The sequence below is a fragment of the Streptomyces iconiensis genome, assembly GCF_028657195.3.
Classification (GTDB): Bacteria; Actinomycetota; Actinomycetes; order Streptomycetales; family Streptomycetaceae; genus Streptomyces; species Streptomyces iconiensis.
In genome coordinates, this window is record NZ_JANCPR020000010.1 from 169641 (window position 1) to 188365 (window position 18725).

The 18725-nt window shown below is 70.4% G+C and carries 18 protein-coding genes; 6 read left to right on the forward strand and 12 right to left on the reverse strand.

The window, feature by feature from the left end:
- Positions 1 to 4: 4 nt before the first annotated feature.
- Positions 5 to 205: a glycine zipper domain-containing protein gene (locus NMN56_RS12705; RefSeq protein ID WP_274040154.1), complete on the forward strand. Its 201-nt coding sequence runs from the start codon at positions 5 to 7 to the stop codon at positions 203 to 205.
- 208 nt (positions 206 to 413) lie between these two features.
- Here NMN56_RS12705 and ggt read toward each other — a convergent pair whose 3' ends face one another.
- On the reverse strand, positions 414 to 2318 hold the full coding sequence (gene ggt, locus NMN56_RS12710) for a gamma-glutamyltransferase (protein WP_274040155.1): 1905 nt from the start codon (positions 2316 to 2318) through the stop codon (positions 414 to 416).
- A 132-nt stretch (positions 2319 to 2450) separates the two neighbouring features.
- On the opposite strand from ggt, the gene NMN56_RS12715 reads away from it, so the two are divergent.
- On the forward strand, positions 2451 to 3200 hold the full coding sequence (locus NMN56_RS12715) for a hypothetical protein (protein ID WP_274040527.1): 750 nt from the start codon (positions 2451 to 2453) through the stop codon (positions 3198 to 3200).
- A 24-nt stretch (positions 3201 to 3224) separates the two neighbouring features.
- On the opposite strand, the gene NMN56_RS12720 is transcribed toward NMN56_RS12715, so the two are convergent.
- From NMN56_RS12720 to NMN56_RS12740, 5 genes are all read right to left on the reverse strand, one after another.
- On the reverse strand, positions 3225 to 4490 hold the full coding sequence (locus tag NMN56_RS12720; RefSeq protein WP_274040156.1) for a PP2C family protein-serine/threonine phosphatase: 1266 nt from the start codon (positions 4488 to 4490) through the stop codon (positions 3225 to 3227).
- Positions 4491 to 4730: 240 nt separating this feature from the next.
- Complete coding sequence (locus NMN56_RS12725) at positions 4731 to 5645, reverse strand: amino acid ABC transporter permease (RefSeq protein ID WP_274040157.1); 915 nt, start codon at positions 5643 to 5645, stop codon at positions 4731 to 4733.
- A complete protein-coding gene (locus NMN56_RS12730) occupies positions 5642 to 6286 on the reverse strand; it encodes an amino acid ABC transporter permease (protein ID WP_274040158.1) in 645 nt (214 codons plus the stop codon). Before NMN56_RS12730 ends, NMN56_RS12725 begins: the two co-directional genes overlap by 4 nt.
- 19 nt (positions 6287 to 6305) lie before the next feature.
- Positions 6306 to 7295 (reverse strand): glutamate ABC transporter substrate-binding protein, encoded by a 990-nt coding sequence (locus tag NMN56_RS12735; RefSeq protein ID WP_274040159.1) that lies wholly within the window; start codon positions 7293 to 7295, stop codon positions 6306 to 6308.
- 13 nt (positions 7296 to 7308) lie between these two features.
- Positions 7309 to 8046: an amino acid ABC transporter ATP-binding protein gene (locus NMN56_RS12740; RefSeq protein ID WP_274040160.1), complete on the reverse strand. Its 738-nt coding sequence runs from the start codon at positions 8044 to 8046 to the stop codon at positions 7309 to 7311.
- A 214-nt stretch (positions 8047 to 8260) separates the two neighbouring features.
- Here NMN56_RS12740 and NMN56_RS12745 point away from each other — a divergent pair, with 214 nt between their 5' ends.
- Complete coding sequence (locus NMN56_RS12745; RefSeq protein WP_274040161.1) at positions 8261 to 9028, forward strand: GntR family transcriptional regulator; 768 nt, start codon at positions 8261 to 8263, stop codon at positions 9026 to 9028.
- A 70-nt stretch (positions 9029 to 9098) separates the two neighbouring features.
- On the opposite strand, the gene NMN56_RS12750 is transcribed toward NMN56_RS12745, so the two are convergent.
- Positions 9099 to 9539, reverse strand: a complete 441-nt coding sequence (locus NMN56_RS12750) for a DUF6278 family protein (RefSeq protein WP_274040162.1) — start codon at positions 9537 to 9539, stop codon at positions 9099 to 9101.
- A gap of 177 nt (positions 9540 to 9716) precedes the next feature.
- Between NMN56_RS12750 and NMN56_RS12755 the strand changes: the two genes are divergently transcribed.
- From NMN56_RS12755 to NMN56_RS12765, 3 genes are all read left to right on the forward strand, one after another.
- Entirely contained in the window at positions 9717 to 11555 is a 1839-nt protein-coding gene (locus NMN56_RS12755) for an SGNH/GDSL hydrolase family protein (protein ID WP_274040163.1), read from the forward strand.
- Positions 11556 to 11931: 376 nt separating this feature from the next.
- The gene (locus NMN56_RS12760) at positions 11932 to 13236 is read left to right on the forward strand and encodes a DUF8189 domain-containing protein (protein WP_274040164.1); all 1305 of its coding nucleotides are present in this window, start codon (positions 11932 to 11934) and stop codon (positions 13234 to 13236) included.
- Positions 13237 to 13244: 8 nt separating this feature from the next.
- On the forward strand, positions 13245 to 13841 hold the full coding sequence (locus tag NMN56_RS12765) for a HEAT repeat domain-containing protein (RefSeq protein WP_274040165.1): 597 nt from the start codon (positions 13245 to 13247) through the stop codon (positions 13839 to 13841).
- Positions 13842 to 13896: 55 nt separating this feature from the next.
- Here NMN56_RS12765 and NMN56_RS12770 read toward each other — a convergent pair whose 3' ends face one another.
- The 5 genes from NMN56_RS12770 to NMN56_RS12790 all read right to left on the reverse strand — a co-directional run bounded on the left by NMN56_RS12770 (position 13897) and on the right by NMN56_RS12790 (position 18556).
- Complete coding sequence (locus tag NMN56_RS12770; protein ID WP_274040166.1) at positions 13897 to 14676, reverse strand: exodeoxyribonuclease III; 780 nt, start codon at positions 14674 to 14676, stop codon at positions 13897 to 13899.
- A gap of 9 nt (positions 14677 to 14685) precedes the next feature.
- The gene (locus tag NMN56_RS12775; RefSeq protein WP_274040167.1) at positions 14686 to 15366 is read right to left on the reverse strand and encodes an MBL fold metallo-hydrolase; all 681 of its coding nucleotides are present in this window, start codon (positions 15364 to 15366) and stop codon (positions 14686 to 14688) included.
- The gene (pcaDC, locus tag NMN56_RS12780) at positions 15356 to 16654 is read right to left on the reverse strand and encodes a bifunctional 3-oxoadipate enol-lactonase/4-carboxymuconolactone decarboxylase PcaDC (protein WP_430542555.1); all 1299 of its coding nucleotides are present in this window, start codon (positions 16652 to 16654) and stop codon (positions 15356 to 15358) included. The genes NMN56_RS12775 and pcaDC overlap by 11 nt, the downstream gene beginning before the upstream one ends.
- A 142-nt stretch (positions 16655 to 16796) precedes the next feature.
- Entirely contained in the window at positions 16797 to 17357 is a 561-nt protein-coding gene (locus NMN56_RS12785; RefSeq protein WP_274040169.1) for a hypothetical protein, read from the reverse strand.
- Positions 17358 to 17401: 44 nt separating this feature from the next.
- A complete protein-coding gene (locus tag NMN56_RS12790) occupies positions 17402 to 18556 on the reverse strand; it encodes an ROK family glucokinase (RefSeq protein WP_274040528.1) in 1155 nt (384 codons plus the stop codon).
- Positions 18557 to 18725: the final 169 nt, after the last annotated feature.

Consider the following 18725-nt stretch of genomic DNA (forward strand, 5'->3'; position numbering starts at 1 on the left):
TCACATGACCAACAATCAGACGCAGCAGAAGGACACCCGCGCCGGCCTTGTTGTCGGCATGTCTGTGGGGCTTGTGATCGGCGCGGTGCTCGGAATTCTGATATTCGACAACATCGGGCTCGGTATCGGTCTGGGAATCGGAGTCGGCAGCGCACTGGGCATTGCCTCTTCGCTGATTCTGCGGTCCAGGCAGGTCTCCCGCTAGCCAATTTCCGTCATCCCGGTGACCGCGTCCCGTAACTCAGGTGACCACGTCCCGCGATCCCGACAGCCAAGCCCCGTCATCACACCCGATTCACCACCGGACCTCCTGGGTCTCCTGGATCACCTGGTTCTCCTGGATCACCCCGGGGCCAGGCACTGTCACAGCTGGGAGCCGCGCCTGCGCGCGGCCCCCGTCGGCTGCTCGCCGCTCAGTCCCGCGCGGGCCGTACGACCATCGCGGAGCCGCCGCCGCGCCGCTCGGGCTCGGCCACGGCACGCCACCGCCCGCCGGGCAGCCGCTGGATGCCCGTCGCAGCGCCGATCTCCGTGCTCTTCTTGAACGAGTGGCCCAGCTTCTCCAGTTGGGCCCGCGTCGCGCTGTCCATCAGCCCCGGCTCGGCCTCGGTCTGCGCGGCGTTGCGCTGGCTGGCGCGCGGAGCCGCGAGGGCGTCCGCGAGGGGCATGCCGCGGTCGAGGTGGTTGGTGAGCGTCTGGAGCACGGTCGTGATGATCGTCGCCCCGCCGGGCGAGCCCAGCGCGACGACGGGCTTGCCGTCCTTCAGTACGAGCGTCGGCGAGATCGAGGAGCGCGGGCGCTTGCCAGGGCCCGGCAGGTTGGGGTCGTGCACGCCGGGGCTGGCGGGCACGGGCGAGAAGTCGGTCAGCTCGTTGTTGAGCAGGAAGCCGCGGCCCGGAACCGTGATGCCGCTGCCGCCGGTCTGCTCCAGGGTGAGCGTGTAGGCGACGACGTTGCCCCACTTGTCGGAGGCCGTCAGGTGCGTGGTGTTCTCGCCCTCGTACGTCGTCGGCGCCGCCTTGCCGCCGCTCTCGCAATCCGCGGGATCGCGCGGGTCGCCGGGCGCCAGCGGGGACGTGAGGGCCTTGGAGTCGTCGATCAGGCACTCGCGCGCGTCGGCGAACCGCTGCGAGAGCAGTTCCCTGGTCGGCACGGACTCCTGGGACGGATCGCCCACCCAGCGGCCCCGGTCGGCGAACGCGATACGGCTCGCCTCGATGTACCGGTGCAGATACTCCTTCTCGCTCATACCCCGCAGGTCGCTGCGCTCCAGGATGTTCAGCGCCTCGGCGACGCTGGTGCCGCCGGAGGAGGACGGGGCCATGCCGTAGATGTCCAGGCCCCGGTAGCCGGTACGTGTCGGCTTCTGTGCCCGCGTCGTGTACCCGCGCAGGTCCTTCGCCGTCATGTCGCCCGGCCGCACCTTCCGTTCGGTGCCGGGCGCGACGGGGGGCTCGCGTACGGTGTCGACGAGGTCGCGGCCCAGCTCGCCCTGGTAGAGCGCCTTCGTCCCCTTGTGGGCCAACTCCCCGTACGTACGCGCCAGATCGGGGTTCTTCAGCTTCGAGCCGACCTCGGGCAGCTCGCCGTCCGGCAGGAAGAGGTCGGCCGTGGCGGGGAAGTCGCGGAAGCGCTTCTCGTTGTCCGCCGTCTGCTGCCGGAACGTACGGTCGACGGTGAAGCCGTCCCGTGCCAGTCGCGTCGCGGGCGCGAGCACCTTGCCCAGCGATTTGTTGCCGTAGTCCGAGAGCGCCTTCTCCCAGGTCGCCGGGGTGCCGGGGGTGCCGACGCCGAGTCCGCTGGTGACCGTCTCGGCGAACGGGATCGCCTTGCCGTCCTCCGTCAGCAGATTCTTGTCCGCGCTCGCCGGAGCCGTCTCACGGCCGTCGATGGTGTGCACCTTGCGGCTCTTCGCGTCGTAGTACACGAAGTACCCGCCGCCGCCCACACCCGCCGAGTACGGCTCCGTCACGCCCAGCGCCGCCGCTGTCGCCACGGCCGCGTCGGCGGCGTTCCCGCCGCGCTTGAGCACCTCGATCCCCGCGGCCGACGCGTCGGCGTCCACGCTGGCGACGGCCCCGCCGTACCCGGTGGCCACGGGCTCCTTCACCGGGTGGCCCCCGCCGCCCCTGCCCTGCCCCTGGCCCCCGTCCTGTGCGCCCCGGGGCGCCGCGGCGCCGAGGGTCGCGAGGACGGCGACCGCCGTGGTCACGGCCACAGCGCGCCGCTTCCCGCGCCGGCGGGGCCGCGCGGCCCCGCTGCTCCGGTCTTCTGCCGGCGTCGCGTCCGGGCGGGGAACATCGGGTGAGGGGGACATGTGGAGCCTCCTTCGCGCGGTGATCGCGACAGCGTAGTGCGCTTGACGCGCATACGTCAGTACCGCCACAAGGTGGGCAGCAGCTCACCCCGTCAGCACGGCGTGGCCGAGCTGGGCCTACGCTGCCGCGTCATGGATGAGAACCTGCGGGACATCGTGATGGGCGTGCTCGTGGCCGGGATCACGGCGACGGCGGGCTGGTTCGCGCGTACGTACCTGTGGCGCCGCAAGCTCCAGCGCAAGCAGCGGTTCTTCGGGCTGCCCGAGCACGCGGAGTGCCTGCTGGTCGTGAACAGGGACGCCGGGACGAACGAGTGGGCCGTGGCGCGCCACGACGTGTTCGCGCTGCTCGAACTGTCAGCGCTCATCAAGGACTGCGGCGCGCAGGCGGACGTCGTCTCGCACGACGCCGCACAGCAGGGGTTCGGGGAGCGCACGGAGTTCTGCCTGGGCGGGCCGGTGTCCAACCGCCGGATGGCGGCACACCTCCAGTCCCTGCTGCCGGGCGTCCAGGTCAACGCCGACCACGAACCGGGCCCGGACCGGGGCGCGTTCACCATCGGAAGTGAGCGCTACCGGCTGGAGAACGGCACCGCCGAGTACGTACTTCTCGCGCGCCTCACCGCCGGCCAGAACGAGAACGCCCGTCCGGTCTTCCTCATCTGCGGCCAGCGCTCCATCACCAACCAGGCCGCCTCGCGCTACCTCGCCCGCAACCACGTACGGCTGGCACGCAAGCACGGCCAGAACGGCAACTTCTGCCTTCTCCTCAAGGTCGTCAACTCCCAGGCGTACGGCCCCGATGTGGTGGAGCTGGTCGCCGACGTCACCAGGACCGCCACCACACCCTCGGCCCGGAGGGGCGCACACCGCGCCGCGTGAGAGGACTCAGCCACGTGAGAGAACTCAGGGGAGCCCGACCACGTATTCGGCCCGCCCGGGCGGGTACGGGGTCGGGCCGTGCCATTCGAGCAGCAGGGCCGTCGCGTCGTCGTTGAGAGTGCCGCCGTGGTAGTCGAGGTGGTGGGCGATCAGCCGCCGCAGGGTTTCCGGCGCAGGCAGGAAGTCGGCGTTGTGCCGCACGAGGAAGTCCGTGAACCTCTCCAGTCCGAACTGCTCACCCGACGGACTCCTCGCCTCGGTGATCCCGTCGGTGTAGAGCACGAGGCGGTCCCCCGGCTGCAAACGGTCGGAACGCACCGGCTCGCGCTCGTCGCAACGTACGCCCAGCGGAACGTCGGGCTTCTTGCGCAACTCGACCGGATAGCGGGAGTCCCGGATGATCACGGGCGCCGGGTGACCACGGTTCACCCACTCCAACGTGCCGGTCTTCGCGTCGAGTTCGGCGATGATGCCGGTCACGAACGTATTGTCCCCGTACTGTCCGACGATCGCCTCCTCGATGTCCCTCGCCGTGCGCTGGAGGTCGGCGCCGTCCATCCGGGCCGCACGGCACGTCGATACGGCCAGGCTGGCGACGAGCCCGGAAGCGGTGTCGTGCCCCATGGCGTCGAAGACGCACAGGTGGACCGTGGAGTCGCTGAACGCGTAGTCGAAGGCGTCGCCGCTCACCTCGTACGCGGGCTCCATCAGGGAGCTGACCACGACACGGTTGGTGGCCGAGGTGCGCGGGGGCATCTGCCGCCACTCCATCTCCGCCGCGATGTTCATCCTCGCGCGGCGCACGAGCTTCCCGTACGCGTCGCTCGTCAGCCGCTTCCCCAGCAGCATCATGGAGACGAGCCCCGCCAGCTGCCGCAGCTCCTCCTCGACGGTGGTCCCCCGGCGCTTGTCGTCCGAAGGGCCCGTGAGCCGCAGTACACCGATCCGTTCCCCACCGCTGATGAGGGGCACCCACCACTCGTCACGCAGCGCACCGGGAACCACGATGATCTCGCCCAGCTGGAAGACCCTCCCCCCGACGGTCCCGTCCACGTACAGGACCTCCGGAACCGTCTCGGAACCGCTCCCGGGGTCCTGTTCGGGGTCACCCCTGTCAGGAAGCTGTGTCAGCACCTTCTGCTGGAGGTCGGAGATGTAGATGCGCGCTTCCGACCAGCCCGCCATCGGAATGTGCCGCATGAGCAGCTGGGGCAGCTGGTCGAAGGTCGACAGCTGCCCCGCGACGACGAGTTCCCCGAGCATCCGTGCGTGACCGGAGTACGTGACCACCAGCCGGGACCGCCTCTCTTGCGGGAGGGCGTCGAGGCGCTGAGCTGTCTCGAAGTTACGTGGAAGACACCGCGTTACGCGGAATACCCATAAGTGACATCAGCACTCATTTGCCAAGCTAACACCCACTGTCCCGACCCGCCATTCCTGCGCAGCGGGACCGGGCAGGGGCGGAGGCAGAGGGCAAGGGGCCGGGCAGAGGCGGCAGGGGCGGAGGCGGCAGGACAGGGAAGGGCAGGCTCAGCGGATGCCGCTGCCCCCCGGCATCGCGGAGCCCGCCTCGGCCGGGGCCACCCGCACGGCCCCGCTCCGGCCGGCCTTGACGCTGCGGCGCTCACGCCGGGAGACCCAGGTGGCGAACCAGGACAGCAGCATGCACAGACCGATGTAGATCGCGGAGATCACGAGGACGATCGGGATGAACGGCATCGTGTAGTCCATGTTGATCGCGATCAGACGGCCGGCGTGGAGGAACTCCTCGTAGGTGATGAGGAATCCGAGCGAGGTGTCCTTGAGCGCGACCACCAACTGGCTGATGATCGTGGGCAGCATGGCCCGTACGGCCTGCGGGACGAGCACATGCGTCATCACCTGCGTCTTGCGCAGCCCGAGCGCGTAGGCCGCCTCGCGCTGACCGCGGTCGACGGACCGCACCCCGCTGCGGAAGACCTCGGCGAGCACGGAACCGTTGTAGAGGGTGAGTCCGGCGACCAGCGCGGGAAGCGGCTGGACCTGGAGCGCGACGAAGATGAAGAAGATCATGACCAGTACGGGCATGGCGCGGAAGAACTCCACCAGCACCGTGCTGACCCAGCGGACGGGCCTGTGGTCCGACAGGCGCCCGGCGGCGAGGACGGCGCCCAGCGCGAGGGCCAGCACGGCGGCCATGGCGAACGCCTTGAGCGTGTTGCCCAGACCGCGCAACAGCAGTTCCTGGATGCCCACATAGCTGAAGGGCCGCCACTTGACCGCGGAGAACTGCCCTGTGCCGACGAGGAGATCGACGACCCAGCCCAGCAGCGCCGCGAGCGCGAGCACCGTGAGCACGCCGTAGCAGAAGTGCCGGATCCGCGTCCTGGGGCCCGGGACGTCGTAGAGCGCCGAGGCCGCTGGAGGTGCTGAGGAACGGGCCTGGGGCGAGCGGCGTGCGGTCATCGGGCGGCTCCCCAGCGCCGTTCCATGAAGTGGAAGAGCGCGCTGATCGCGAGAGTGAGGATCAGATAGCCCAGCGCGATCCAGACGAAACTCCAGAGGACGCTGTAGCCGTTCTCATTCAGTGTCTTGTACGTGCTCAGCAGCTCGGTGACGCTGAAGGACCCCGCGATGGCGGAGTTCTTGCACAGCGCGATGAGCGTGGAGCCGACGGGTGCGATGACGGTGCGGAACGCCTGCGGCAGCACCACCGTGCCGAGCGTCTGCCCGAAGGTCATGCCGAGGCTGCGGGCCGCCTCGCCCTGGCCGAGCGGCACGGTGTTGATGCCGGAGCGGACCGCCTCGCAGATGAACGAGGAGGTGTAGCAGCCGAGCGCGAGGACCGCGAACAGCTCGAAGGGCAGGGCGACTCCGAAGCGCGGCAGCCCCAGCAGCATCGCGAAGAAGAGCAGCGTGAGCGGGGTGTTGCGCAGGACGGCCACCCACGCCGTGCCCACCCCGCGCAGCGCCCCGACGGGTGCGACACGGAAGCCCGCCATGACGACGCCGAGCGCGAGGGCCAGCAGCGAGGAGTAGACGGTGAGCCGGAGCGTGCCGAGGAAACCGTCGCCGTAGAGCTGGAAGTTCTGTGTCAGTACGTTCATGGTGTCCGCTTCCTTCCTCTCAGCTCGTCAGGGAGCGGTCGATACGGGGAGGAGGCGGCGCGGGCACTCCGGAGAGGCCGAGGGTGACGTCGTAGGCGCGCTTCCAGTCACCGTTCTTCTCGTGTGCGGTGATCGCCGTGTCGAGCGCCTGCGCCAGCTCGGTGTCCTCGCGGGGCACGCCGATGCCGTAGGGCTCCTCGGAGAACGCCTTGCCGACGACGCGCAGCTTCTCGGGGTCCTTGGCCGCGTAGCCGAGCAGGATGGTGTCGTCGGTCGTGACGGCGTCGACCTGGTTGTTGAGAAGGTTGTCGACGCAGATCGCGTAGCTGTCGTAGGCGACGGAGACGGCCTCGGGGTGGTCGGCCTCGATGCGCTGGAGCGGGGTCGAGCCGACGGCCGAGCAGATCTTGCGGCCCGCCATGTCCTGCGGCCCCCTGAGCCCCTCCTCGTCGGCGCGCACCAGCAGCTTCTGCCCCGCGATGTAGTAGGGGCCCGCGAAGCCGACGAGCTTCTTGCGGCCGTCGTTGATGGTGTAGGTGCCGACGTAGTAGTCGATCTGGCCGTTCTGGAGGGCCGTTTCGCGGTTGGCCGAGGCGATGGCCTTGTACGTGACGTCCTTGTCCGGGTCGAAGCCGAGTGAGGCCGCGACCATGTTGGCGATCTCCACATCGAATCCGGAGTAGACGCCGGTCGCCGGGTTCATCTCGCCCATGCCGGGCTGGTCCTCCTTGACGCCGATGGTCAACCGCCCGCGCTTCTTGGCGCGCTGCCAGGTGGGCGATCCGGGGAGCGCGAAGCCGGTGTCGACGGTGTACCGCGGGAGCTTCCCCGGCTGAGGACCTCGCGCGGGCGGACTCCCCTCCTTGCCGCACCCGGTGGCACCCAGCGCTGACCCCAGCGCGGCCAGCAGGACGGCGGCGCGGACGACGGCCCGCGTACGGGCGCCGCGGACGCGGGCCGTTGGCGGTGTACCGGCTCGGCGGGGAGTGCGATGACGCAGTTCAGGCATGACCGACCCCCTCTCAGTGCTTGAGGATCTTGGAGAGGAAGTCCTTGGCCCGGTCGCTCTCGGGCGCCGTGAAGAACTCCTCGGGGGTGCGGTCCTCGACGATCTGTCCCTCGGCCATGAAGACGACGCGGTTGGCTGCCGAGCGCGCGAACCCCATCTCGTGGGTGACGACGACCATGGTCATGCCCTCCTGCGCGAGCTGCCGCATGACCTCCAGCACCTCGCTGATCATCTCCGGGTCGAGGGCCGAGGTGGGCTCGTCGAACAGGAGGGCCTCGGGGTCCATGGCGAGGGCGCGCGCGATGGCGACGCGCTGCTGCTGACCGCCGGAGAGCTGTGCGGGGTACTTCGCCGCCTGGTCGGCGAGCCCGACGCGCTCAAGGAGGTCGAGGGCGCGCGCCTGCGCCTTGTCCTTCTTCTGGCCGCGGACCTTGAGCGGCGCGAGCATCACATTGGCCAGCACCGTCTTGTGGCCGAACAGGTTGAACGCCTGGAAGACCATGCCCACTTCGGCACGGAGCCGCGCCAGTTCCTTGCCCTCCGCCGGAAGGTTCCGCCCTGCCAGGGTGATGGTGCCTGACTCGACCGTCTCCAACCGGTTGATGATGCGGCACAGCGTTGACTTGCCGGAGCCCGAGGGGCCGATGACGACGACCACTTCTCCGCGCCCGACGGTCAGGTTGATGTCCCTGAGCACATGCAGCGTGCCGTAGTGCTTGTTGACGCCACGCAGCTCGATCAGCGGTTCCATAGAAACGGGAAACTATCGGGCCGAATGGGTCACTTCCGGGATGACACGCAGTAGTTGGATACAACGGGAAGGTGGCGCCCATCTGGGCCTAGGTACGAAGGAGACTCCTGGGTACCTAGCCTGTCGCCACATCAGAGGCTGCTGGCCTCGGGCCTGCTGGGCCTCAAGGGCATGGGGAGAGTCCGGAGACTTCCGGAGAGAGGGGACGCCCGGGATGGGTGAGGCGGACGAGAGCAAGCCGGTCTATCAGCGGATCGCCGACGATCTGCGACAGCAGATCGACGAGGGGACGCTGCCGGTCGGCGCCCGTATCCCCTCACGTTCGGAGCTGAAGCGCGCGTACGAAGCCAGCGACCAGACCGTCGACCGTGCCGTACGGGTACTGAAGTCGGGCGGGTACGCGGAAGGGCAGTTCGGGCGGGGTGTGTTCGTGACCGACCGGGCGCCCGTCGGCACGCTGCTGCGCTCCACGGGCGCCGTCGACTCACCCTTCGCGGCGAGTATCGCGTGCATGGGCAAGGAGACGGGCTCGGCCGTCGTCTGGGAGGCGACCTCCACGACGTCACAGGCCCCGGAGAAGATCGCGGTGCGGCTCGGCATCGAGCCGGACGACCCCGTGATGTGCACGCAGTACGAGTACCTCGCCGACCGCCGCCCCGTGCAGCTCGCCACCAGTTGGGAGCCCCTGGAGATCACCGAGGGCACCGACGTGATGTGCCCCGAACGGGGCCCGTACGCGCGCCGGGGCGTCAGAGGACGGCTGGCCGCCATCGGGATCCGCGTGGTGCGCGCCGTCGAACTGGTCGGCGCACGCCCCGCAACGGGGCCCGAGGCCGAGACCCTGGGCTGCTCACCCGGCCAGTGCGTCACAGCGGTCGAGCGGACGCACTACGACGAGGACGGCCGCGCGGTGGAGACCTCCGACATCGTGGTGCGGGCCGACCGCTGGCGGCTCGAATACGGCATCACCTTCGCGGGCTGACCCCGGCACGGCGCGACCGGCGGCCCGCCGGCCGCGCACACGCCCGGTGGTCGCCGGTCTCCGCCCATGGTCAGCCCTCGCTGGCCTCCGCGTACGCCTGGGACAGTTCCGGTGAACCGGTCTCCGCCCAGGAGCCGCCCTCCTCCAGCACATCCATGTCCCGCCCCGAGGGCAGCCGCACCACCGGCTGGCCGTCGGGCCAGCGCAGCCACCGCGCGCCCGGCACGGTACGCACGATCACGGTGCCGAGGTAGAGCCCCGCGTCGCTGCCGAGCCAGGGGGTGACTTCGGGGTCGTCGCGCCAGCGTGGGAGCAGCTGGTCGAGAGCGGCCAAGGACTCGACGGAATCGTCCAGTTCGACTCCGGCGGTACCCGCCTGCTCCCGCAGCAGCTCACATTCGGAGAGAAGCTGCGCCGCGCTCTCCGGGTCGCTGGACAGTGCGTCGGTCAGCGCGGCTCCGTCGGCGTCTCCGTGCCGCTTGCGCCAGTTGTCCAGAAAGGGGATGTGCATACGGCTCAGCGTGTCATTCGCGCGGCCCCCGGCACCATAGGCGCGCTGTGTGAGGAGGCCGCCCGCTTGCCCCGTTGGACACCTTGACGTCGCTTTTCCGCCTCCCTACTTTCACCCCGCCTCGTTCGAATTCGGGGTGCACACACCGGTGTTGCAGTCCCACGAGAGGGCAAACGCGTGCACAGACGTCTCTGGATCAGCTCCGTCACGGTTCTGGTGGCCACCGCGACAGCGGTGGGACCCGCTCTCACGGCGACCGCGCGGGACCGGCAGGCGGCGGTATCGGCCGCCTCGACGGCCGCCCGTCCACTCCCCCTGGAACGCCTCTTCGACAACCGCGCGGTGAGCGAGGACGCGCGGCCCGGCGACGCCGACTTCGACGGCGCCGGGCGTTCGCTGTCCGCGCGTGACCTGCGGGAGGCCGGCTGGGGTCCGGGCGCCCGGCTGGATCTCGACGGTGCCGCGCTGCGCTTCCCCGACCGCTCCCCCGGCAGCGCTGACAACGTACGGGCCGACGGCCAGCACCTCAGGCTGAAGGGGCGCGGCAACGCCATCTCCTTTCTGGTGGCGGCCACTTCGCCCGGCGGGCCCGCGCAGCCGGTGAGCGGGAACGGCTCCGTTCGCTACCGCGACGGCTCGCGCAGCGCGTACACGCTGACGGCGGGCGACTGGCGCGGCGGCCCGCTCGGCACCAAGGCGGTCGCGCTGCCGCACATCAACGCGCGCGAGGGCGGACAGCTCGGCGAGAAGGCGCGGCTGTACGCGGTGACCGTGCCGCTCGAACGGGGCCGCGCCGTCAGCTCCGTGCAACTGCCCCGCGATCCGGGGCCCGCGGCGGATCTGCACGTGTTCGCGGCCTCCGTACGCGCCGGGGCCGGCGGCTGGACGGGCAGCTGGTCGGCGAGCCCGGCCGGGTACACGGGAACGGGGCTGTGGCAGGACCGGACGCTGCGGCTGGTGGTGCACACCTCGGTGGGCGGCCCGAAGGCGCGGATCCGGCTGGAGAACACCTTCGCCTCCGCGTCCGTGCGCATCGGGCACGCCTCCCTCGCCGTGCAGCGCGAGGGTGCCTCGGCCAGGGCCCGGCCCGTGCGGCTCACCTTCGACGGAGGGCGGGCCGGGAAGCGGATCGCTGCGGGGGCACGCGCGGTCAGCGATCCGGTCGGCTTCGATGTGCCGGCCGACACCAATGTGCTGGTCAGCATCCATCTGCCGGACCCGGTGCGCGCGGCGCCCGTGCACAGCGCCGCCATCCAGCGCTCGTACCTCAGCGAGGGCGGCAGCGGTGACCGTACGGGTGAGAGCGGCGGCGGTGACTTCACGGGGTCGCTGACGATGTGGCCATTTCTGACCGGTGTGGATGTCACCGGCGGGCCAGGGTCCGTCGTCACGCTCGGTGACTCCATCACGGACGGCGTCCGCTCCACCGACAGCGCCAACAGCCGCTGGCCCAACGTGCTGGCGCGGCGCCTCCTGGACCAGTCCCCCGGCAGCGGCGTACCGCGCTACGGAGTGCTCAACCACGGCATCTCCGCGAACCGCGTGGTCACCGACCGCTACCCGGGCGACGGCATCAGTACCGACACGGGCGGTGTCAGCGCCCAGCACCGGCTGGAGCGGGACGTGCTCGCGCAGCCGGGGGCCCGGACGGTCGTGCTGTTCGAGGGCATCAACGATGTGCGCTGGGGCACCCCGGCCGCCGAGGTCGTGGCCGGAATGAAGGCGATCGCCTCCCGGGCCAGGGAGCGTGGCCTACGGGTCGTCGTGGCGACGATCGTGCCGTGCGAGGGCTACAAGGACTGCACGCCCGAGGTCGACGCGCGGCGTACGGAGGTGAACTCCTTCGTCCGCGCGAACGGCGGCGCGTTCGACGCCGTACTCGACTTCGACAGGGTCCTGCGGGACCCGGAACGCCCGGCCCGGATGCTGCCCGCATACGACTCGGGCGACCATCTGCACCCCGGCGACGCCGGGTTGCGCGCGCTGGGCGAGTCGGTGGACCTGCGGAAACTGTGAGCTGACGCGGCGATGTGTGGGGCGCCGCGATGTGCGGGGCGCCCCACATGCTGCCCGGCCCCGTTTCAGCCGGCGCTGTCGGTCCACGTCAGCCGCGCCGAGACGCCATGGAGCGCGGGGGTTCCGAGATGACGGGGTGCTCCACCACGGCATCTCCGCAAACCGCGTGATCACCGACCGCCACCCGGCGAATCCGCCGATCTGCAGACCCTCGTGGACCGAGACCCGGGCCGGTCGGACGGGCCGAACGGTACCCGAATGCCCGGACTGGCCAACTCTCCCTGCAATGGCCGGTTTTGACAGTTAGCACCGGATTGCCGGACGAGTAACTTCAGAGCCCTTCCGTGGCGGAAACCCACGGTGATAGGGGGAACCAATGACCTGGCAGGGGTGGGAAAGTCTCGGTGGAACGCTGACGAGTGCGCCCAGCGTTTCGTCCTGGACCTCGGGAAGGCTCGACACGTTCGTGCGCGGCACGGACGCGGCACTGTGGCACAAGTGGTATCAGAACGGCTGGTCGGCATGGGAGAGCCTGGGTGGCGTGATCACCTCGGACCCGGCGGCCGTCTCCTGGAGCAACGGCCGTATCGACGTCTTCGCACGCGGCACGGACTCGGCGCTGTGGCACAAGTGGTATCAGAACGGCTGGTCCGGCTGGGAAAGCCTCGGCGGCGTGATCACCACAGCACCGACCGTCTCCAGCTGGGCGTCAGGCAGGCTGGACGTCTTCGCGAGGGGGACGGACTCGGCGCTGTGGCACAAGTGGTACCAGAACGGCTGGTCCGGCTGGGAAAGCCTCGGCGGCGTGATCACCACAGCACCGGGCGCTGTCTCCTGGAGCAACGGCCGTATCGACGTGTTCGCGGCGGGGACGGACTCAGCGCTGTGGCACAAGTGGTACCAGAACGGCTGGTCCGGCTGGGAAAGCCTCGGCGGCGTGATCACCACGGCACCGACCGTCTCCAGCTGGGCATCGGGCAGGCTGGACGTCTTCGCGGCAGGGACGGACTCGGCCCTGTGGCACAAGTGGTACCAGAACGGCTGGTCCGGCTGGGAAAGCCTCGGCGGCGTGATCACCACAGCACCGGGCGCTGTCTCCTGGGGTCCGAACCGTATCGACGTGTTCGCCGCCGGCACCGACTCCGCGATGTGGCACCGGTGGTGGACGCAGATCCCCACGGTTCGCGTTCACGCCAAGGTCCTCACCACGCCGAACGTGTCCGTGGCGAACTCGATCGCCCGGATGCGGGAGGTGTACGCCACGGCGGGGATCGCCGTCCAGCTCGCGACGACGGAGACCCTCAACCTCCCCGCGCTCAACGACGTGGACGTCGGCGGGTGCCTACGCGGCCAGTCAACGCCTGAGCAGAACCAGCTCTTCGGCAACCGCAACAACGTGGCCGCCAACGACGTGGTGGTCTACTTCGTCCGCTCCACCGTGCCGCCCTTCAACGGCTGCGCCGCACACCCGGCGGGCCGTCCGGGTGCCGTGGTCGCGCAGGGCGCCACACAATGGACACTGGGCCACGAGGTGGGCCATGTGCTCGGCCTCAACCACGTCAACGACAACGACCGCCTCATGACCGGCAACGGGACGGGCAACATCACCAACCCGCCACCCGACCTGGTCTCCGACGAAGCCAAGAGCATGCTCAACAGCCCGCTCACTCAGGACATCTAGGAGGCGCTGTGAGCGTATCGATGCACGACGTGCGCCGGGTCCTGGACCCCGACGAGCCGGACTACGCGGCGACCGCGCGGCTGGGACCCGAGTCCCTTCCGCACTTGCGGGCACTGGTCGACGGCGACGACCCACTCCTCGCCTCCAAGGCCGCCTACGCGGCCGGCCTGCTCGAAGGTGACACCGGACAGGAGGTCATCACGGTCGCGGCGCGCAGCACCGACCCCGCCCTGCGGGTGGCGGCGGCGAGCGCTGCGGTGAACCTGCCCACCGAGTCGGCCGCCGCTGTCCTCACGGACCTGGTCGCCGACGCGGACGCGGGAGTACGCAAGGTGGCCAGGTCGTCCGTTCCCGAGGACGCGCCCGAAGAACTGGCACACCGCGCGCGGGAAGCGGCCCCGCCGCCCGAGGAGGACGCCGGCGCCACGCCGCCCCTCTCACCGTCCGACGCGACCCAGGCCACCACGCCCATGCCGAGCGAGCACGCCTCCTCAGGACTGATGCCGGGAGAGGCGGGCAACGGCGGTGTGATGCCGGGTGAGGGCGGCTCCGGCATGGTCGGCGAAGCGCCGATCGTGCCCGGGAAGATGCCGGGCGAGCGCTGAGGAAAGGCAACGCCCAGGGGCCCACGAGCGCGCACGGCGGCCGTGGGCCCCGCCGTCACACCTCCAGGTCGATGACGACGGGTGCGTGGTCGGAGGCGCCCTTGCCCTTGCGGGCCTCGCGGTCGACGTACGAGTCCTTCACGGCCGCCATGAACGGCTCGTTGCCATAGGCCAGGTCGATGCGCATGCCCCTGTTCTTGGGGAAGCCCAGCTGGCGGTAGTCCCAGTAGGTGAAGGCGACGTCGTACTTGAGCGCGCGGGGGTGCAGTTCCTTCGTTCCCGCCGCCTCCAGCTCCGCCAGCTTCTCGCGCTCGCGCGCGGTGACGTGCGTGGCGCCGTCGAAGGCGGAGATGTCCCAGACGTCCTCGTCGGTCGGCGCGATGTTGAAGTCACCGAGAACGGCGAAGGGAAGCGGTCCCGAGGCCCACTCCCCCACGGTGTCGCGCAGCGCCGCCAGCCACTGGAGCTTGTACTCGTAGTGCGGGTGGCCTACCTCGCGCCCGTTGGGCACGTACACGGACCACACCCGTACGCCGCCGCAGGTCGCAGCGGCGGCGCGGGCCTCGATGATGCCGTCGAACTCGGGCACGCCGGGGAGTGCGACGGCCTGGTCCTCCATGCCCACGCGGGAGAGAACCGCGACACCGTTCCAGCGCCCGCCCGCGCTCACCACCGACTCGTAGCCGAGCGCGCGCAGTTCGTCCCCGGGGAAGGCGTCGGCCGACACCTTCAGCTCCTGGAGGCAGACCACATCGGGCTGAGCGCTCTCCAGCCACTGCGTCAGGCGTGGCAGACGTGCGGTGATCGAGTTGATGTTCCAAGAGGCGATACGCATACGCCGAACCTACCGCGCCAGTCCGACACTCTCGCCCGGCGCCAGCCACGCGTGCGCCGCTCCGCCCGTGCCCGGGCCGCCGTCGCCCAGGAGGCGGCCGAAGAGGCCGATGCCGGTCTCGTTGAGCAGCCCGTCGTGGATGTCGTAGACCTGCGTGGGTGCGACGGCCCGCACGAAGTCGAGGACTTCGGAGTACTTGTTCCAGGGCGCGTGCACCGGCAGCAGCAGGGTTTCGACGGGGCGCTCGGGGACGGTGAGCGCGTCGCCGGGGTGGAAGACGAGACCGTCCACGACATAGCCGACGTTGGTGATGCGCGGGATGTCCGGGTGGATGACGGCGTGCAGTTCGCCGTGCACCTCGACCTCGAAGCCCGCAGCCGTGAACGTGTCGCCGTCGCCGACCGTGTGGACGCGGCCCGGGAAGGCTCCGGAGATCTGCTCGGCGACGCTGCGCAGCGTCCAGATCTCGCACTCCGGGTTGTTCTCCATGGCGGCGCGCAGCCGCAGCTCGTCGAAGTGGTCGGGGTGCTCGTGGGTCACCAGGAGCACGTCGGCGCCGAGCGCGGCCTCCTGCTCGCTGAAGCCGCCCGGGTCGATGACGAGCACGCGCCCGTCCTTCTCCAGGCGCACACAGGAGTGCCCCTTCTTGGTGAGGCCGAGCGGGTTTCCTTGTGCCGGTTCAGTTCCCATGGGGTTCATTGTCCTCCGCCGCGCCCCGCCGGTCCTCCGGAGTGGTCTCCTCGCGGATGACGCGCTGCGCGACGGTGAAGGCGGCGTTCGCGGCCGGGACCCCGCAGTAGACGGCGGTCTGCAGCAGCACCTCTTTGATCTCGTCAGGGGTGAGCCCGTTGCGCAGCGCTGCCCGGGTGTGGAAGACCAGTTCGTCGTGGTGACCGCCTGCCACGAGCGCGGTGAGCGTGATCACGGAGCGCATCCGGCGGTCCAGCCCCGTGCGGGTCCACACCTCGCCCCAGACGTAGCGGGTGACCAGGTGCTGGAAGTCCTCCGTGAACTCGTCGGCCGCCTCCGTCGCGCGGTCCACGTGCGCGTCTCCGAGCACCTCGCGGCGCACCTTCATGCCCACGTCGAAGGCGTCGGTACGCAGCGCGGCCCGTTCGGCGGACTCCAGCTCTGCCACGGCTGACGCCTGCTGCGGGGCCGGGGCGATCACGGGCGCCGGCGCCGGAGGGCCGGCCGCCGACTCCTGCCATGTGGTGGTGAAGTGCCGTATCAGCAGGTCGGTGACGGCGCCGGGCTGCTCGACGGGGGTGAGGTGCGAGGCGCCCGGCACGATGGCCAGCCGCGCGTCCGGGATGCCGGCGACCAGCGCACGCGCCTCGGCCGGCGGTGTCGCCTCGTCCTCAGCGCCCGCGACCACCAGCGTGGGGACGCCTATGCCGCCGAGTGCGCCCTTCGCGTCGAAGGAGGCCAGCGCCTCGCATGCCGCGATGTAGCAGCCGGGGTCGGTCGTACGGACCATCTGGACGGCCCACTCCACGATGGCGGGCTGCGCGGCGGCGAAGCCCGTCGTGAACCAGCGCTCCGGTGTGGTGCGGGCTATCGGGTCGAGGCCGTTCGTACGGATGACCACACCGCGCTGCCGCCAGGTGTCCGGCGTCGAGAAGCGCGGCGAGGAGGACACCAGCGCGAGCGAGGTGACCCGCTGGGGCGCGGCGAGGGCGAGCTGGATGCCGATGGCGCCGCCGATGGAACAGCCGGCGTAGCCGAAGCGCTCGATCCCGAGGGTGTCGAGGGTGGCCAGCAGCCGGTCGGCGAGGGCGGAGGCGGAATCGGCCGAGTAGGCGGGGGAGCCTCCGTGTCCGGGCAGGTCGAATCTCAAGACCCGCCAGTTACGGGTGAGTTCCGGTATCTGCCGGTCCCACATGTGCCACGTCGTGCCGAGCGCGGGGCCCAGAACGAGTACAGGCGCGTCGTCTGGGCCGTCGGTCCGGTGTTGCAGCGTCTTGGCAGGGGTCACTTCGCTCACACGTTCACGCTATCGAGCGGCGCAAGGTTCTCGCCGCCCGGGTCGGAAAATGGACAGGGTTCTGCTGGTCGTTCCGCCCGGTCGTGAAGAGGGTGTGACCAGGGGATGGAGACGCGCGGTCCGGTCGTGAAGTTCAGAACTCGGTGGTGGAGACGACGTAGACCCGTGGCCGCTTCTTGTACGTCGTGTCCGCCACGATGGCCACGTCCGGCTCGCTGCCCTTCTGGTCGTGCACGGCGCCCCAGTAGCGGTGCCCCGGCTCGTCGAAGCGCCAGCCGACCTCGCGGGCCTGCTTGCCGCTGATGGGGAGGCGGTCCTTCTCGAAGGCGGAGTAGCTGCTGCCGAGTTCCTTCATGAACCCCTTCAGCCGCTTCTTGCTCGTACGGAACTGGACCCACATGGTGCTCTTGTCCCAGGCGTTGGCCTCGTAGAAGGCCACGCGGGTGGCTCCCAGGGGTACGGGAACGTTGTAGATGCGCTGGCTGACCTTGGGCGGGCGGGCGTAGGTGAGGCTCGTCGCGGCTGCGGCGCGCTCCTTGTCCTTGCCGCTGTCGCGGCTCTGGAAGGCGGACTGCACGAGGTAGCCGGCGGGCAGCGCGATCAGCAGCACCACGATCACCAGCACGATCAGCCGGTTCCTCGGCTTGTGCGGGGGGCGCTCGTACGGGTCGGGGTACTCGTCCGTCGGAGGCATGTGGCCGTTGTTCCCTGGAGGCTTGGGGGGCGAGGTGGTGAGGGTCACTGGCCCACCGCTCTGCGCAGGTTGTCGGCCGCGCGCTCGTAGCGTTCGTACCGCTCCAGACGGCGGCGGTTGGCGCGGCGGAAGCGCCTGGCGACGAGCCGGGCCAGATCCGCCGCACCGACCATGCCGGCCTCGGGCCCGAGCTGCGCCTTGGCGATACGGGCCTCGGGGCGGTAGCCGCGCCCGGTCAGCTGGCGGCGGAACGCCTCGCGCGCCGGGTCGATCAGCAGCTCGTCGGCCGCGCTGACACCGCCGCCGATCACGAAGCAGCCCGGGTCGAGCGCCGCGGCGAGATTGGCGATGCCGACGCCCAGCCAGGAGCCGATCTCCTGGAGCAGCTCCGTGCACATCGCGTCGCCCTCGCGGGCCAGCTCGGTGATCAGGGGCCCGGTGATGTCGCCCACCTGGCCGCCGACCCGGTCGATGATCCCGTACGCCACGGGCGACTCGGCCGCCGCCAGCTCCCTGGCCTCGCGCACGAGCGCGTTGCCCGAGCTGTACTGCTCCCAGCAGCCTCTGTTGCCGCAGGGGCATCTGTGGCCCCCCGGCACGACCTGCATGTGGCCGAACTCGCCGGCCACTCCGTACTTGCCGCGCTTGACGCGGCCGTCCTCCAGGATGGCGCCGCCGATGCCCGTTCCGAGCGTGATCATCACGAGGTGGTCCTCGCCCCGGCCGGCGCCGAAGCGCCACTCGCCCCAGGCCGCCGTGTTCGCGTCGTTGTCGACCATGACGGGGACCGCCAGGCGCGCGGTGAGCGCGTCCTTGAGGGGCTCGTCACGCCATGCCAGGTGCGGCGCGAACAGCACGCGGGAGCGGTCGGCGTCGATCCAGCCCGCTGCACCGATACCGACGGCGTGCACGTCGTGCCTGTCGGACAGGTCGAGCACGACCTCGGCGATGGTGTCCTCCACCACCTTCGGGCTCTTGGACTTCTCCGGCGTCTCGGTGCGCACCTTCTCCAGGATGGTGCCGTCCGCGTCCACGACGCCCGCCATCACCTTGGTGCCACCGATGTCGATGCCCACGGTGGGGACACGGGGCGCCGAGAGGTGCGAGCGGCGCTCGCGCGTGCTGACCGTCCTCAGAACGCTGGCGTTCGGCCTCGTCCTGCGGGGGTAGACCCTCTCACCTCGTTGGAAGCTGTCCATGCTCAACTGTGGTCGTCCCTCGTGGTGTGGTCTCGGGCCCGCCCGATTCTGCCAGGTCCGCCCGCGCGGATGCCGCCCGCCCAGGATGCACCCTTTCCGGTCGCGCGGACGCCGCGCCCAGGATGCGCCCGCCGTCCGTGGTGCACCGCTGTGTGGGCCGTCCCGTCGC